Below are 15,209 nucleotides of genomic sequence, written 5' to 3'. Positions count from 1 at the left end.
CATGTCAATTTTTATCACTAAAAGTTTTTTGCTTCAGTATTAAGCACTTCTAATGTATTTTATCTATCTTCAGATACTTCGACTTTTACTTGAAAATACCAGGTTATGAAGATATTTTGATAATGTATTAATTAAACTATCTTACATTTGGCTAACCTAAGCGTTTATTTCTGACTTGTGAGAAATCCGGGATTAGAACTTACCGCCACAGGAACATGGGGCATAACTTCTTGTGGCAACACAAACTGTGGCTGCTCCACCCCTAAAGCCAAACGCATATTACTACCATGCTTATTCAAAGAATCCTGCGCCTCCCAGCAAGCGAAACGCAATTGCTCAGTAGTATACTCCCCACATTTGTATCGTGCAATTGGCAGTAAAGCCGCCACCAAAATATCCGCCACCTTTCGGTTAACCTCATCCTTCGGCAGAGAATTCAAATAATCAGCCACCTCCGCCATTGGGTCCCCTGAGTACGGTTGGAGACGCAACGATAGGGAAACGCGCTTTCTCCTAACTTTATTCATTGGGACCCCTCCAGCGAAAGCAAATAATCAAATAATCCAAAGCAGTCCACAAGACGAGCCGACATACACTGTAGAACAAACTGCTTTTTTTCCAGCTTGAAAGTTTGTTCTACAGTGTCAGTCAAACCACTACCCCAAATCATCGGCGTGAAATGTTTTTTATAGTCTTTTATTTTGTAAGAACCAGTTCTAATTTTTTCCTTGCTGTAGCTGTACTTCTCTTTAGTTTCTGGTTCTGCGTTAAAATAACCCTCCAACTCCGGCTCGACGTGGTAAGCTGCACCCCCACCAATAATTACTTCATCCAGTTCAGTCGGCAAAACCCGACTCATCCACCGCTGCAACTTATCCCAATACTCAGTAGTCGCCACAGAAATAGCCTTGGCGATATCTTGAACTTCCTTATTTCTCAAATCCGGGTCTTTGGCACTGGCTAAATCAATGATTGCAGCATTTTTCGACCAGTCAGGATGGCGGGTGTAACTATAATCTGCACTATATATTTCTTTAAGCAAAGCATGACGCGCCTGGAAAATCGCACCAGCCAACCTTTCCCGGTCTAGCCCACTCGTCATCTCAACCACCATATCCAGCATAGTCGAAAACCCCAACAGCGGACTATCTCCCAACTTTAACTGTCCCCGGTCAAAGTAAAGCGCAGTTGTATTGCGATGACCAAACATCAGCACACCCAACTGTTGGGAACGCAACCAATCTAGACCCTGCTGTTTAATCCTGATTGCTGCCAATCCCCCACCCTCCGGACGGCATAAAAAGCGTTCCAGACTCACCTTCAATGCCATTTTACGTACCTGAAAGCCAGCCAACATTTTCTGCAACTGCTCGGAGAACTTTTTCCGATCTGAGTATTCATTCCAAGGGAGAAGTAGCGCCAATTCTACCTTGAGTGCCTTTTTGGACGATACCTTTACTTTATTTATTTCTACAATTAACCCAATTGCCCCCAATACTTTCCACAAAGCATTTTCGTACTTGAGTTCCTTAATTCTGTCTTGGGGGTCAAAACAAGCAGCGAAATCTCCCAACACCACCACACGCTCATTCCACGTAACCCACAATTGTTGGTCGGGGCTAGGACTGCCAATCCACCCCAGACGTGCCATATAATTATCGAGTTTAGTCTTGCTAATTTCCTCCAATATTGGTGGCATCAATAAATAATTGGGTTTTTTGGAGCCAGCTAGCTGATAAATAATCTTGGTTTGCGAGCCTCCCACATCTACGCTGAGATAAATATCAGTCATGCAAAAAGTCTATTAAACACTACGGCACCATTTTGGCTCAACAATGCCTCAAATCGCCTCCAAAAATCCACGGAGAATGCACCACTGTTAAAACCAACTGGCGCATGACTTTCCCCATGCCAACCAATACAAACTGTGCAAAAATTGCACTGTTAGTGTGCCACACTCGCACTTCTTCGCTACCCCAAAGACGATTTCGGGTGGGCAGACTAAAATAGTCGTACTCACTACGGTTATTTGCCCTGCGGGTTGCCTGTGGCAATGCCTTGCTAGCGCTCGTCACAAATAACCTGCGTTCGCCCCATAGGGGGAAGAATCACGGGTGCAACAATAACTTTTTTTCGGCATCCTATCCCAATTAATTCATCTTCCCACCAATCAGTAACGCCAGAACCAGAAAAACCACGATGATTCAACGCCTTTTATGACATACGGTTACGCGATCGCCCGCACCAAAAAACTAAAGCGTACCAATCTTGCTGGCTCTGAAGCCCATACTGCCCGAACACGCGAAACACCCAACGCTGACCCATCCAAGCAAAATATCAGACTTATTGGCAGCGATGACCCAAATGAAAAACTTGAAGATTTGGTACTGGCTAAAATTGGGCAATATGAACAAAAGCGCAAAATTCGCACCGATGCTGTTTACTGCGTCGAGATTCTCCTGACGGCATCTCCCCAGTATTATCGTCCCGATGACCCAACCCGCGCTGGGTACTACGATGAGGAACGATTGCAAAATTGGGTAGAAGCAAATCTCAAATGGTTGGACGAGACGAGAGAGCGATCGCATCGTCCGCGCCGAGCTTCACCTTGATGAAGCGACACCGCATTTACATGCATACTTCGTCCCAATTGATGAAAAGGGACAACTTCGCTGCAATCACTTTTTCGACGGTCGGCAGAAGATGCAAGCTTTTCAAGATAGCTACCACACCGCGATGCAGCACTTGGGGTTGGAACGCGGCATCAAGGGGAGTAAAGCGCAACACCAGGATATTAAGGACTTTTACAGAATTGTCGAAGAGGGAAAAGACCTCGAATTGGGGAAACTCTCCCCCCAACAACTTCAAGCCAAGGCTGCTGATAGAGATAGGGCAGTCAAACGTAAGTCCGAAATGGAATTGACCGCCAAGCAACTAGTTAAAGAAAACGAAAAACTTCAAGCACTTAAACAGCAGTTGGAGCAAGAAAACCAACAGTTACGGCAACAACTCTCCCAACAAGCGGATCAACTACGCGACTTACCCCTAGAACAAGTGGCTTGGCAGTTGGGACTGACCAAAACCAAGGGGGATGATAAGTGGAGAGGAGAAAACCACATCATTAATATAGATAGAACGAAGTGGTATGACTTTCATCCGTCTCAGGATTTTGGTGGTGGTGGGGCTATCGACCTGGTGATGCATGTCAACCAGTGCGAATTCAAAGGGGCGATCGCCTGGTTGCACGACCGCTTCGGGAATAAGGGGATGCTCAGGGCTGCTAGAGCTTATATGGACAGACAAGCCCTTACGATTGCCCAAACAGAACCCACCCAAGAGTTTGTGCCACCAGCAGAGGACGAATCGAACTGGCAAGCGGTACACAACTATTTGACCCAAAAACGGGGACTGCCTGAAAACTTAGTAGTTGGTCTTAAAGAGCGGGGATTAATTTATGCTGACTCCAACCAAAATGCTGTGTTTTTAATGCGGTCACTAGATGGTGAGACTGTAGGCGCATTTCTACGGGGTACATTTGGCGAAAACAATACATTCATGGGTTATGCACGCAGTACCAAACGTACCGATGGGTGGTTTTATGTCGGCTCAGGTGGACAACCAGATGATGAAATCCACACATGTGTGCTGTGCAAGTCCCCCATCGATGCTTTGTCAAAAGCAATGTTGTCACTTGAAGAAAACAAGGGAATGCCCCAGGAAAAGACAATGTATCTAGCAGTTGATAGCCCTAAGAGCTTGCCCCTAGAATTCCTCAAAACTAGACCTCAAGTGATAGCTGCTTTTGGCAATGATGACGCAAGCGAGTTGATGGCACGAACCATTAAGGAACTGTTGCCATCCTCCACAAGAGTGCGACCACAAACACTCGATTGGAATTTGGAACTGATACAGCGGTTGCTTATGTCACAAGAGAAACGCTTTAAGCAGCAACGTGGACTTGAGCGTTAAGCCACCAATTACCAGCTTTCAGGTACAGCCATTGGTGCAGCAAATAAAATTCGGTAATAATAAGCTGACCCTCCGGTTCACTCATTCTTACAACCAACAAAAGCGCTGTGACAGTCAGTCAGAAAAAGTGCTTTAATTAGAAGAATCAAAAATCACACTATAAAAGTGCTCATTCCACCCACGTACCAAAAAGGGAGTGGGTGCAAATCATCCTAATTTCTTTAATACAGCAGCGATGACGCCGCAACCACCCCAAACTTACCAACTACGCGACTACCAAATCGATACCATCCAACAAGTGTTTCGTCATTGGGGGTGGGGAGAACATCGCGTCATGGTACAACTACCCACCGGGGGTGGTAAAACCATTATCTTCTGCGCGCTCGCCAATGAATTCACCAAAAAATCAGAACCCGTTCTCGTCATCGCCCATCGGGAAGAATTAATTACCCAAGCAGCCAGCAAACTAGAAGCTGTTACTCTTACAAGTCCGGGGATAATTAAAGCTGGTTACAAACCAAATCCTGATTGTCTTATCCAGGTAGCTTCCATCCAAACCCTCATACGCCGCAATCCCCCAAAAGCTTCGTTTGTTATTTTTGATGAAGCACACCACTGTCACAGCCGCACCTATGCTACTGTCTTCAAGCACTACGCGGAACAGGGTAGTTATATCCTGGGCTGTACGGCTACTCCCATGCGGACGGATGGTAGGGGTTTACGCTGGTTATATAGCGGCGTTGAGGGGTTTGAATCTTTAATAGTAGGACCAACTGTTAACGAATTAATTGCCGCTGATTATTTGATACCCTTTAAGCTTTATGCACCCGGACGTATTATTAATGCAAGTAGTGCTGGGTTAAAAACTACTGCCGGGGATTATAATAAAGCACAATTAGAGGATTTTGTCAAAAAAACTTTAGTTATTGGCGATGTTATCGAAACCTGGAAGAAACACGCTGCTGGAAGGAGAACTGTATTATTTGCTGTTTCTGTAGACCATTCAAGTGAGTTAACAACTGCTTTCTTAAAAGCAGGAATAAGCGCTGCACACCTCGATGGAGATACACCACTTGGACAACGGCAACAAATCTTAGCAGATTTTGAGAACGGGAAGATACTGGTGTTGTGCCAGCATTCTATCGTTACTGAGGGGGTAGATATTCCCAAGATAGAAGCGGTGCAGTTTACCAGACCGACAAAAAGTTTAACAATTTGGTTTCAGGCAATTGGCAGAAGTTTAAGACCTTCCCCAGGTAAAACCCATGCGGTGGTTATTGACCACACGGATACTCATCTTAATCTGCCCTATCCCGATAATGATATTCCCTGGAGTCTTGACCCGATTAGTTTAAAGCCGGGACAGGGAGTATTGAACTGTCCAAAGTGCCATCATGTATTTCGCCCTACTGGTTTGGAGAGGGAAAGAAATTTAGCAACTTGTCCGGCTTGTCAAATAAAGTTTATATTTGTTTGCAAGCCACGGGATAAGAAGGGGATAGAACCGCTGGAGATTTTAGAGGTATGCGATGCAGAATTCTATGAGGTGATTCCCGAATATAACGTTTTGAAATTAGCAGCAGTGCAACAAATTATTAACCTCCAAGAAGAGAAAGGGTATCAAAAGGGGTGGGTGTACCATCAGTTGGTCAAGATGCCGCAACTGCATCTGGGCATCAATGACTGGCAGGAAATTGGTCGTAGGTTGGGGTACAAGCCTGGGTGGGCTTGGCATAAGTGGCAGTCGGTACAGGAACTGTACGGGTTGGATAGAACGTAGTAAGGAGCGATTTTCGTTTTGAGCAAGACTTTGATCGCTCCCGATATCTGTGACTTTGAAATGGTTATTCCTCCATCACTGCTGCCCACAGATTTCTATAATTAGATATTGACAAACTCTTCCGACTTATGGAATGAAATAGCCCTGCCTCATCAGGCACATGAGAATGAAAAAGATACACTCGGCAACAAGAGCGATCCACGACACACAACGAGCAATTAAGAACACGGCTGGTATCTTTTTTTTGCGATCTCCCCTCACCGGATCGTTGGTGCACAATGAAAGGAGTGCCGTTCTAAAAGGAGCATCGCATTCCAGAACACAACTAACAAGTTGATATTATGATGTAGGCGCCATAAAAGCTAATCTTTCCCTCTCCTGTTAAGAAAAGCTAATCTTTCCTACTCCTGTTGAGAAAGGCTAACCTTTCCCTCTCCGGTTGAGAAAGCAATGCCCAAGCCACTTGCCTCTCATGGAGTTCGTAAAGTTCAAGAAAATCCACAACCAATTCCCAAGAGTCGCACCCATATAGAATTTCAGGCATACTCAATTCAAATTCTACTATTTGTTGCGAATCGCGGTTTAACCGAATTTCCTCCAACTGTTCTTTATCCACAGCCGGTTCGACTTTTATAAGCTTATTGACCAAATGAGGATTTTCTAACGGGTCTAAATCCGGTACAAAAATTGTCCCCGACTGGCTGGAGATATAGTATTTCTTATATCTTTGGCTAGTTGGGGACAGTTCTGGGCTTTGTGAAAATCTCTTGTCAATCGCCCCTAACACAAAACGTGTAGTACTGTCAAGTTTCGGTAAAGTGGTAGGGTCTAGCTCGTAGAAATACTTTCTTTCACCCCCTCCAACACGACGGCGATCGCGCACTACACCCACTCCTATTTTCGACAAAACTCGTCTTAGCAAATAAGCCGGATCGCTATCAGCAGCAGCATTAATCGCCAACACAGCACGCAGTTTGTAAGAATTTTTAACACAAACCCGTTTAAAATCAAGAATTAATTCTTCTTCCCCAGTCCATCCCCCAAATTTTTTACTCAACTTATCAACCAAAGAAGGCACACCCAAATCACACAACACGCTTGCTTGCATTGCACGGGAGCGCATATCCCAAATCTCGTCACCGTAGTTAAGGGATTTTAACCAGCGCTCAACATCAAACATTTTTTGTTTTTCAAGATTATCCATAGCCCAGCGTAATTCCAGCTGACTGATATAATCTGGGTCTTTAAAGTGTTTTTCGTATATAAAATCAGCATCAAAATCAAAACCTGGTAGTTTATGTTTTAAAATTGCTTTTGTAGCTTTGTGTCTATCTGACGGTGTTAGCATCATCGATTCCCAAAGCTTTAGAGCTGACTTGTAACTTATATCTTTTGCTTTATAGATAGATTCAGATTCCTCTTTCAGCCATTCGTCGCGAGCCTCATTAATATTTTTAAAAGACTCATAAACTTGCATAGGCATTTCTGAGACATTATGCCCTATATTCTGTAAATCTCGAATCAGCGATTCTCGCAAATTAGCACGACTGTGATTATCAAGTGCTGTATAGCTGCAAACAGCTTTAAAATGTGGTGATTGCCACTTATTAGAAGTAGGATTCATCAATTGTTCCAAATTGTCAATAACACTATTAGCCTCGTTTTTCTCAGGTAAATAATTGCAGATTCCCAACAAATCTATAGCTGATTGGTGGTTATTAAAATAATTGCGAGCCACAACTTCTGGAAGCGGAGAGCGAGAGGCTTGATTATCCAGGAGAGAATAAGTTTTACAGAAGACAATCCGCTCTACAGGCTGTCTGTATCGTGCCAACATCTGCATAATTTGACGGTGGTTTATCACCCCAAAAAATGCACCGTATACCCGGTCAAAATAAGGAATAGTAATATCCAAGCTACTTTCAGCAGTAGGAGATATCAATACTACTTGCGGTTTATTTTCTGCTAAATACTCGTTGGGTTTTTGCAGGAAACTGTTAACAGCATGGCTTGTCTCTGGGTCAGCTTTTGTATAGCTATCAACCCGTAAAACGTCAAGATTAAAAGACTCTAAAACACTTTGTAGACCAACTAAGTTGCGTTGTGCGTCACTGACAACTAGCAATTTATTGCCAAGAGCAGCATCATAAACAAGTCCTTTCTCAAAGCCCCCACGAGCATTTTTCATTTCACGGACTTTACCACTTTTAAATACTTTCTTTTCGCCACCATATACGCTGACATTCCATGCTGGAACTTGTCCTTTGTTCCAAATTCCAAATATGTTTTTGCCAGAAATCTCTTGTAAATATCTAGAAGAAATTGCAGTTAGGTCAGCGTCGAAACAGAAGACATAATCAGCTTCACGTATCAGGCGAACAAAACTTTCAATAATAATGCGGCGACGCTTGCGGCAGGTGCTTCCTGTTAGCATATGCTGCAATAGTTTATCGACTTCTTCGAGGATTAATACTTTTGTGGATGGCAATAAAAAGCAAGAATCAACACAAGCAGCAATCCAAGGACAAGCCAAGCGCAACTTTTTATTTAAACGCTTGTCGTTAGTGGAAATATCATGGAGGTGAATGACTTTATCTTGAGATTTTTCACAAAATTGTTGTAGTAAAGAATTACGGTAAGATAATACGGTTCCTTGACTAAAAGATTTGACAATTTTGAGGGCAAGTGTAGATTTACCAGTTGCCATTCCCGATTTCAAAAGATAAACACCTTTGGCAAGATTATTGAGGTTTAAGTTAAGGAATCTCTCTGATTTTATCGAATCTGCCCACGGGGAGAAATCTTCTAAATATTGTTGCGCTGCTTGAACTCTTTCTTGGTAATCACCAAAATTAAGTGCCTTTTTATCAAACCAATTATCCTCTGACTGGAGTCCACCATACTCACGGGCATACGCTAGGAATTGCTGCCAACTGATATAATTAATTGCGCTTCCAGCTGGCAACTCGTCGATATCCTGGTGCTGTTCCTTATCAAGCTGTCCCCACCAACCAACACGGACGAATAATCCCAAGCTGTGGAAGAATTCGTATTGACGAATCCAGCGACGCATTACTTGAGGATTTTTTACGTCCCCAGCATCTGGGAGAATTGTCGCGGTGGTTATATTAAAAGATGTTACAATTTCTTGAAATTGTTCGGGGGAACCGCTGAAGTTACCACCTGCTGCACCAATTGTTAGGCGTTCGTGTTTGTGAGCGGCAATGAGGGGTTTGAGTAAACCCTCGGCGATCCATGCTTCTTTATAGTGAGCATCACCACCTGGAATAATGGTAATTGGTAGTTCGCCGTTTTGCAGGTGGCTGGATTTATAGCCTTTCAGCCAGCGATATTTGCCACCATCCGCTTCGTTGTCAAGCCGAATTTGTCCGCCGTGGATTTCCCCAAGCTTGTTTATTGCGGGGCAGTATATCCCAACAGAGGCGACGCTGAGGCATCCCCCACTTACACCGGGGTAGTTTACGGGAAATAGGGCAGGTAGCCTAGAGTTTGGTGCGACACTGAAAAATCCAGTTTCGTCAATTTGCTCGTTGGTTAAACCGCGTGCTAGCAGGTTGTCCCGGTGGCGACGGGATAATCCGAAATATTGGGCTAACTTTTTGGTAGCAGCATTAATGGATGCTGGGGGGAGCTTTCCTTTGGCTGATGCTTCTATTGCTTGTCTACGGTTACTTTCCCATTGCGATCGCTCAGTTGAGGACCAATGCTCCGAGCTTGGGTCTCGCCCGTCTCGCCCATCGTCGGCAACCAGAATACCCCAAAATGCACCGCCTTTGGCATCGCCTAAATATTTCCAGCCGGGAACACTTTGGTGGGTGTTAAGGCACATTATAAGAGTGCGATCGCGTTTGAAAAGGCAATCCCACTTGTTATTACCGCAGGCTGGACACTCAGAGTGGCGGTTAGTGCGGATAAAATCTTTTTTGTTAAATAAAGCAACCATTGGACATCTCCTGGCAATAGAAGCGTGTTGCCCCGTGGAGAGAGTTGGTTTACTCGCTTGTTGTCGCAGTAACTAAAGTGAAAATTCTCATGCCTTGCTGTAAGCGTTGTCTATGCTTGATTAAAATCAATACACTGTGTATCGAACTTCGTAGAGAGCAGGCGAACAGAAGAGGATGAAACTTCATTTTTTTCGATACCATGACCCATAGAGTCACCAAACTTCTGCATGGGGAGAAGTTGGACTCTATAGATGGGCAAGTAAATCATCCCAGTCGGTTAATACCCTCTGGTTAGAGTTGCTATTCCGCCAAAACCTTGATAATTTGTGAAATGTCAGCAAGTTCACACAAGCTTGCTGTCCAAAGTAGAAATTAATTTGTCCACAGCAAGAAAATCCCAACTCGCGTAATGCTTTTACTAGTGCTGGGATATACAGCCGATTGAAAGCGGCAGCTAGGGATGATTTTCGTTCTGATGCTTGCTTCGATTGGTTTTTAGAGCTTTTCTCTACGGTCGAGTTGAGTTTATGCAGTGTTATTACGGTCATTATGTGCTACCTGATGTTTGTAAGTCGCATCGAGTAGCCGCTTAATATTCCCCTATCCAAAAAATGTAAGGTAGCCTAAAATGGTAACTGTATTGAAAAACTTAATACGAAAGAAACAAAAAAGTCTAAATAAGTTCGGTTAGTTAGACCGACTTTGGTGCGAGCGACTAGTAATCGTCTCACGGTTCTGTAAACTGTAAACAGCAACAAGGCAGGCAAGGCTTTCAGCTACTCTGGCTTATTAGGCTAGGCTACTTGCATTTTTCTGGACCAGCAACAAAGCGGCTAGCTAACTTTTCCTTTTTCAGGAAAAACGCAAATACTTTTGGTCTTTGTAATCCCTTCACCTCCTAAATGCTTAAGTTGAACTTTGAGGTAGTGGCAATCGACTACTCTAAGTAAGCAATATCAATATACTATATATAGAAACTGAACAGTTAGTGGTAACAATATATTTATGGCCTTCTTAAAGCTTGACCCAAAGGAATGCTCGCCATTAGGAAGGTTTGTTCTTGCGTATATGGAAGAAACGGGCACCTCTATGAACCAACTCGCTGACCGAGCAGGTGTAACGCGACCTGGATTGCGAAAAATGTGCCTAATACGAGGAAATCCAACAGAAAGTAGTCTGATAAGACTTGCTCACGCAATGGGAGTACCACCTGCCCAACTTTATAAATTGGCGTACCAAAACAAAATTGAAAATCCCTACAACCCTGATGCTATCGACTTCTTCATCAACGGAGTTGATACTGTTCATAAAGCGCTGCATGAAATAGCTAGTCAACTACCAGAAAATCAAAGACCTTCCGACAACGAACTTCTGGAAAGCGCTATCAAAACTATTAAGTCTTCATTTGCTACATAAGTATCTATTAATACGCGCCACAAGCATAAAAGAAAAGCCTGCTTTATATAATACAGACCCAAAGGAAGGGAATTTGTAGGGTCTAAACAGTAAAGTTGCATGGTGTAATATTTCAGAAATGCTTGCTGCACAAGTAATGCAGTAATTTGAAAAATTTAACAGTTGCAAATAAATAAAGGATGCGCGAGCACTTCGCTTCGTGTGAAATTCATGCACGTCAAATACACAAGCCTGAATTACCAGAATATAAAGTGCAACGTTTCTTTAGCAAAAGAAGTATTACTTGCCGTGCAAAATTCAAATACGGTAATGCCACTTTTTAAAAGTATAAAATGTCACTCTTTTTGCTGTCTCTGCTGATTAGTTTTTTCAACATAGCTTTTCATATACTCTTCAATTATTTCGCTCATAGTCTTCCTGTTCAAAGCACACGCTGCCTTGAACTCGTCTCGCACTGACTCTTCAATTTTCAGTCGAAGCTCAATTTTAGCCATTACTACCCAGTCTTCTCGGTGAAGAAGCATTGCAATTCCCCAAGCATATTCCCTCAAAAAAAACACGTCGTCTATATCCATTAACGGCTATAGTGGATATAATCAAGCTGTATCTTAGGCAATTCACAGAAATGAAATCGGCAGAAGTTCGCTTCTTCTACGAGTCCGTACTGGGTAGGCGAATCAGCGACGTGCAGTGGTGGAGAGTCAAAAAATCCTTTGCACAACAAGGGTTAGCGCTTACGACTGAAAACCTCAAATGGGTTGGCGAGTTTAAACGGGTGCTGCCCCATGCAAATTTATCCAACGGGATTCTGGCTGCTTACACCAACGCACAAAAATTAATCGGTTCCAAAGAATTAATCCAGGGAGAATTCTTGACTCAATTACTCAACCAACAAGGTGTAAGAATTCACCCTTCAACCATCAGTCGCTGGTTTCGTCCCTTGGGTGGGTTCAGGAAATCAAAATTTTATCCTGCCGACAAATTGCAACCAATAATTCTTGCCGCATTAATTTACAAAGCAAAGCTATCAAGCAAGCAAATCACTAGAGAATTAACAGGAAAACCCAATGGCTAAATATTTAAAAAGAATTCAATCACGCTTATCCCGTCGTGGAATAAGTGTATCGCAATCAGAAATTGTTGCGGTATATCAAAAATTAGTAGTAGACCTAGAAAACCCGACGGATGAAGAATTGACGGCAGTAGTCGATAGTTTTCTCTCTTCATTAGCTACCGCTAACCAAGAAAATGAAATGACTACTTTCCAAACTAAAGAAGAGGAAATAAAACCTGTTCAAAGTCCAATTCAGCCAGTGTCAGCAACACAAGCTGAATTAGATGGAGTTGATGAAATACTGAGTCAGGAGAGCGGTGAAGTAGTAGAAACATCATCCATAGTAGTTAGCACTCCTCAGAAGCAAGATTTAATCACAACCCAAGCATCAGTTTTAGGGATTGAACTATCCGAAGTAGAAGTAGCCGACTTAGCATCAACCGTTGGGGATAAATTCACAGATTATGCAGAATTTATTCGAGAAGTTACTTCAGCAATTAAAACCTATGCCAACCATCACTATGATTCTTTAGAACAAAACATAGAAAATACTCATGAAGATTTAAAGAATCATTTTACGTATCGAGAAAGACAACTCAATCAAAAGTTTGCTGATGGGTTGGGTGAAATAAAGTCGGCATTAGAGTCGAGCCGAAAAAGTCTCAAAATCACAAAAACAGCAATCCTCTCACGGCTCAACATCAAGGGAGCATAAACTTTATTTCTTGATATTGGGGCTGTGTTTTTTACCCCTACTGATTCAATTGTTGTGGAGTTTCCGACCCTTGACCCCCAGCCAGCAACGACAAAGGTTAGTCGAGCAGGGTTTCATCTGTAAAGGACATTGCAAGGATTAATTATGAAAAACAAAGCCAAAGTTCGTGACCATGTATCAGGCTACGGTAAACAAGTAACTAAGGCTACAAATCAAAAATTTGGTATCAACAATGCTTTGATTATCAAAGCCGTAAACGGAGACGAGAAAGCCCTCAAACAGATTGGCGATATGGGCAAGCTGGGGGAGAGACTAGCTATGTCTATGCCACTTATCCGGGAGAATCTTAAAGCCTATATCGAAGGCACCACCGAATACAACACAGCCCTAGCTGATATTTACGTGCGATTCGTTGCTTAGTGAATCTCGGTAATCAGTCCGTACATAACTAAGCCAGCTAACAATAGCTGAACTCTCAGATTGATGAGGGTGAAAGCCCCTCCCGCAAGATTCATGCGTGACTCCTTATCTGCCCACACCGAACAAGCTCGATTCTTGTAGAGTGAAGCTCTTAACTGGGCGCAATCAGACAACTGTTATGGGTTGACACTGGCGCTAATAGGGGGTTCCCACGGTGAAACCGAGCCTAGAAAAGTAACCTATCAGCAAGAAGGGCATAACTCAAAAACCCCTTACTATATCAGAGTCAAAACCCGCTGTATCTGTAAATAATAGCAGCAAGAATCTAGGGTTTCTGATGGTTAAATTGGCTACACCTAACGGAACAACGCCACATGCCACAACGGGGGGAACCCCCGCAACGCAGTGGCTCATCAATCATTCTGAGGGAACGAATAAAAACGAGTCAAGGGTCTTAGGGCTGTCGAACCCTAGGTAGGTAAGACGAGATACGGAACTCCCTTGATTCGGGTAGGACACAGCGTAATTGCTGTGAGGTATTCAGAAAACACTTAACGGAAAAAGAGCATGATTAGGCACAGTGATAACACTAGTGAATCTTGGAAAAATCTAAACTGGAAGAAATTCCGCAAAGATTTATTTCGCCTTCAATGTCGAGTGTTCAAAGCTATTCGAGCAGGAGACAAGCGGAAAGCTATGTCACTTCAAAAGCTTATTCTGAAATCCAAAGCGGCTAGATTTTTGGCGATTCGTCAAGTATCACAGCTAAATGCAGGGAAAAAGACAGCAGGAATCGACGGCAAAAAGTCCCTTAAGTTTGAGGAACGATTTGAACTAGAAAAACTGTTAAAAGCATCCTCAAAGAATTGGTTACACCAAGGCTTACGTAGCGTCCCAATCCCCAAAAAGGATGGCACTACCCGGATGCTTAAAATCCCCACTATCTCGGATAGGGCTTGGCAATGTCTCGCCAAATACGCGATAGAACCTGCACACGAAGCAACTTTCCATGCCAGAAGCTACGGTTTTAGACCTGGACGCTCGGCACATGATGCCCAGAAGTACCTACACCAAAACCTAGGCTCACAAGCAAAAGGAATCAATAAGAGAGTTATAGAACTCGATATTGAGAAATGCTTCGATAGGATTAATCACACCACAATAATGAAAAACCTGATAGCCCCAAAAGGCATCAAATCAGGGATATTCCGTTGCCTCAAAGCCGGAACAAACCCAGATTTTCCTGAACAAGGTACACCTCAAGGTGGTGTGATAAGTCCACTTTTAGCCAACATCGCCCTCAACGGTATTGAAAGTATCCACAGATATCACTGTATTAGTGGCTACAGGATTACAGAAAATACCCCAGAAAGGGACATCACAGAGCCATCAATCCGATACGCGGATGACATGGTTATCATACTCCGACCCCAGGACGATGCAACAGAGATACTTAACAAAATCAAAAAATTTCTAGCTACAAGAGGAATGAAGCTCAATGAGAAAAAGACAAAGATAACCGCCGCGACAGATGGTTTTGATTTCCTTGGTTGGCACTTCAAAGTGCAAAACAACGGAAAACTTAGATGTACTCCCTCAGTGGACAACTTCAAAAAATTCCGCCAGAAGGTAAAAGCCATTGTTAACTGCCCAAATATTGGTTCTACAGAAAAGGCTGAAAAGCTAGCACCTGTAGTTAGAGGATGGAGAAACTACCATAAGTTCTGCAAGATGGATGGGTCAAAGTTCTCACTTTGGCACATGAACCACAGAGCCTGGAAAGTTTTTAATAACCCAAGTTGCGGGTTATGGGAATCCAAGTGCTATGCACCTGCTGATTCATGCGATCGCCAATCACAAATTGGCGGTTGCGAGTAGTGCAACCGCAAC

14 protein-coding genes are annotated in these 15,209 nt (G+C 43.3%); 8 read left to right on the top strand and 6 right to left on the bottom strand.

What is annotated here, in order from left to right:
• Positions 1-164: 164 nt before the first annotated feature.
• The 3 genes from AABK37_RS35425 to AABK37_RS35415 are packed head-to-tail and all read right to left on the bottom strand — an operon-like array spanning position 165 to position 2,075.
• Positions 165-527 carry a hypothetical protein gene (locus tag AABK37_RS35425; protein ID WP_432556144.1) on the bottom strand — a complete coding sequence of 121 codons (363 nt, stop codon included), beginning with the start codon at positions 525-527 and terminating at the stop codon, positions 165-167.
• A complete protein-coding gene (locus AABK37_RS35420; RefSeq protein ID WP_432556143.1) occupies positions 524-1,792 on the bottom strand; it encodes a ParM/StbA family protein in 1,269 nt (422 codons plus the stop codon). Before AABK37_RS35420 ends, AABK37_RS35425 begins: the two co-directional genes overlap by 4 nt.
• A gap of 37 nt (positions 1,793-1,829) precedes the next feature.
• Positions 1,830-2,075: a hypothetical protein gene (locus tag AABK37_RS35415; RefSeq protein ID WP_432556142.1), complete on the bottom strand. Its 246-nt coding sequence runs from the start codon at positions 2,073-2,075 to the stop codon at positions 1,830-1,832.
• A gap of 141 nt (positions 2,076-2,216) precedes the next feature.
• On the opposite strand from AABK37_RS35415, the gene AABK37_RS35410 reads away from it, so the two are divergent.
• The 3 genes from AABK37_RS35410 (at position 2,217) to AABK37_RS35400 (ending at position 5,749) form a co-directional block, all read left to right on the top strand.
• Positions 2,217-2,612: a plasmid recombination protein gene (locus AABK37_RS35410; protein WP_432556141.1), complete on the top strand. Its 396-nt coding sequence runs from the start codon at positions 2,217-2,219 to the stop codon at positions 2,610-2,612.
• Positions 2,551-3,969: a plasmid recombination protein gene (locus tag AABK37_RS35405; protein WP_432556145.1), complete on the top strand. Its 1,419-nt coding sequence runs from the start codon at positions 2,551-2,553 to the stop codon at positions 3,967-3,969. Before AABK37_RS35410 ends, AABK37_RS35405 begins: the two co-directional genes overlap by 62 nt.
• A 196-nt stretch (positions 3,970-4,165) precedes the next feature.
• Positions 4,166-5,749, top strand: a complete 1,584-nt coding sequence (locus tag AABK37_RS35400; RefSeq protein ID WP_432556140.1) for a DEAD/DEAH box helicase family protein — start codon at positions 4,166-4,168, stop codon at positions 5,747-5,749.
• Between the two features lie 391 nt (positions 5,750-6,140).
• Here AABK37_RS35400 and AABK37_RS35395 read toward each other — a convergent pair whose 3' ends face one another.
• Together AABK37_RS35395 and AABK37_RS35390 are read right to left on the bottom strand one after the other, a co-directional pair.
• Positions 6,141-9,713 (bottom strand): plasmid replication protein, CyRepA1 family, encoded by a 3,573-nt coding sequence (locus AABK37_RS35395; protein WP_432556139.1) that lies wholly within the window; start codon positions 9,711-9,713, stop codon positions 6,141-6,143.
• A 246-nt stretch (positions 9,714-9,959) separates the two neighbouring features.
• Positions 9,960-10,262 (bottom strand): hypothetical protein, encoded by a 303-nt coding sequence (locus tag AABK37_RS35390; RefSeq protein WP_432556138.1) that lies wholly within the window; start codon positions 10,260-10,262, stop codon positions 9,960-9,962.
• 457 nt (positions 10,263-10,719) lie between these two features.
• Between AABK37_RS35390 and AABK37_RS35385 the strand changes: the two genes are divergently transcribed.
• Positions 10,720-11,130, top strand: a complete 411-nt coding sequence (locus tag AABK37_RS35385; protein WP_432556137.1) for a helix-turn-helix domain-containing protein — start codon at positions 10,720-10,722, stop codon at positions 11,128-11,130.
• Positions 11,131-11,465: 335 nt separating this feature from the next.
• On the opposite strand, the gene AABK37_RS35380 is transcribed toward AABK37_RS35385, so the two are convergent.
• Positions 11,466-11,654 carry a copy number control protein gene (locus tag AABK37_RS35380; protein ID WP_432556136.1) on the bottom strand — a complete coding sequence of 63 codons (189 nt, stop codon included), beginning with the start codon at positions 11,652-11,654 and terminating at the stop codon, positions 11,466-11,468.
• A gap of 101 nt (positions 11,655-11,755) precedes the next feature.
• Here AABK37_RS35380 and AABK37_RS35375 point away from each other — a divergent pair, with 101 nt between their 5' ends.
• The 4 genes from AABK37_RS35375 to AABK37_RS35360 all read left to right on the top strand — a co-directional run bounded on the left by AABK37_RS35375 (position 11,756) and on the right by AABK37_RS35360 (position 15,197).
• Positions 11,756-12,205, top strand: coding sequence for a hypothetical protein (locus tag AABK37_RS35375; RefSeq protein WP_432556135.1), 450 nt, complete (start codon positions 11,756-11,758; stop codon positions 12,203-12,205).
• Positions 12,198-12,899, top strand: coding sequence for a hypothetical protein (locus AABK37_RS35370; RefSeq protein WP_432556134.1), 702 nt, complete (start codon positions 12,198-12,200; stop codon positions 12,897-12,899). Before AABK37_RS35375 ends, AABK37_RS35370 begins: the two co-directional genes overlap by 8 nt.
• 144 nt (positions 12,900-13,043) lie before the next feature.
• Entirely contained in the window at positions 13,044-13,319 is a 276-nt protein-coding gene (locus AABK37_RS35365; RefSeq protein WP_432556133.1) for a hypothetical protein, read from the top strand.
• Positions 13,320-13,886: 567 nt separating this feature from the next.
• On the top strand, positions 13,887-15,197 hold the full coding sequence (locus AABK37_RS35360) for a reverse transcriptase domain-containing protein (protein WP_432556132.1): 1,311 nt from the start codon (positions 13,887-13,889) through the stop codon (positions 15,195-15,197).
• The last annotated feature ends 12 nt before the right edge of the window (positions 15,198-15,209 follow it).

Source organism: Tolypothrix sp. VBCCA 56010 (genome assembly GCF_050875635.1).
GTDB lineage: Bacteria > Cyanobacteriota > Cyanobacteriia > Cyanobacteriales > Nostocaceae > Hassallia.
The sequence above is the reverse complement of the archived record's forward strand: the minus strand, read 5'-3'. Positions and strand labels throughout refer to the sequence as shown.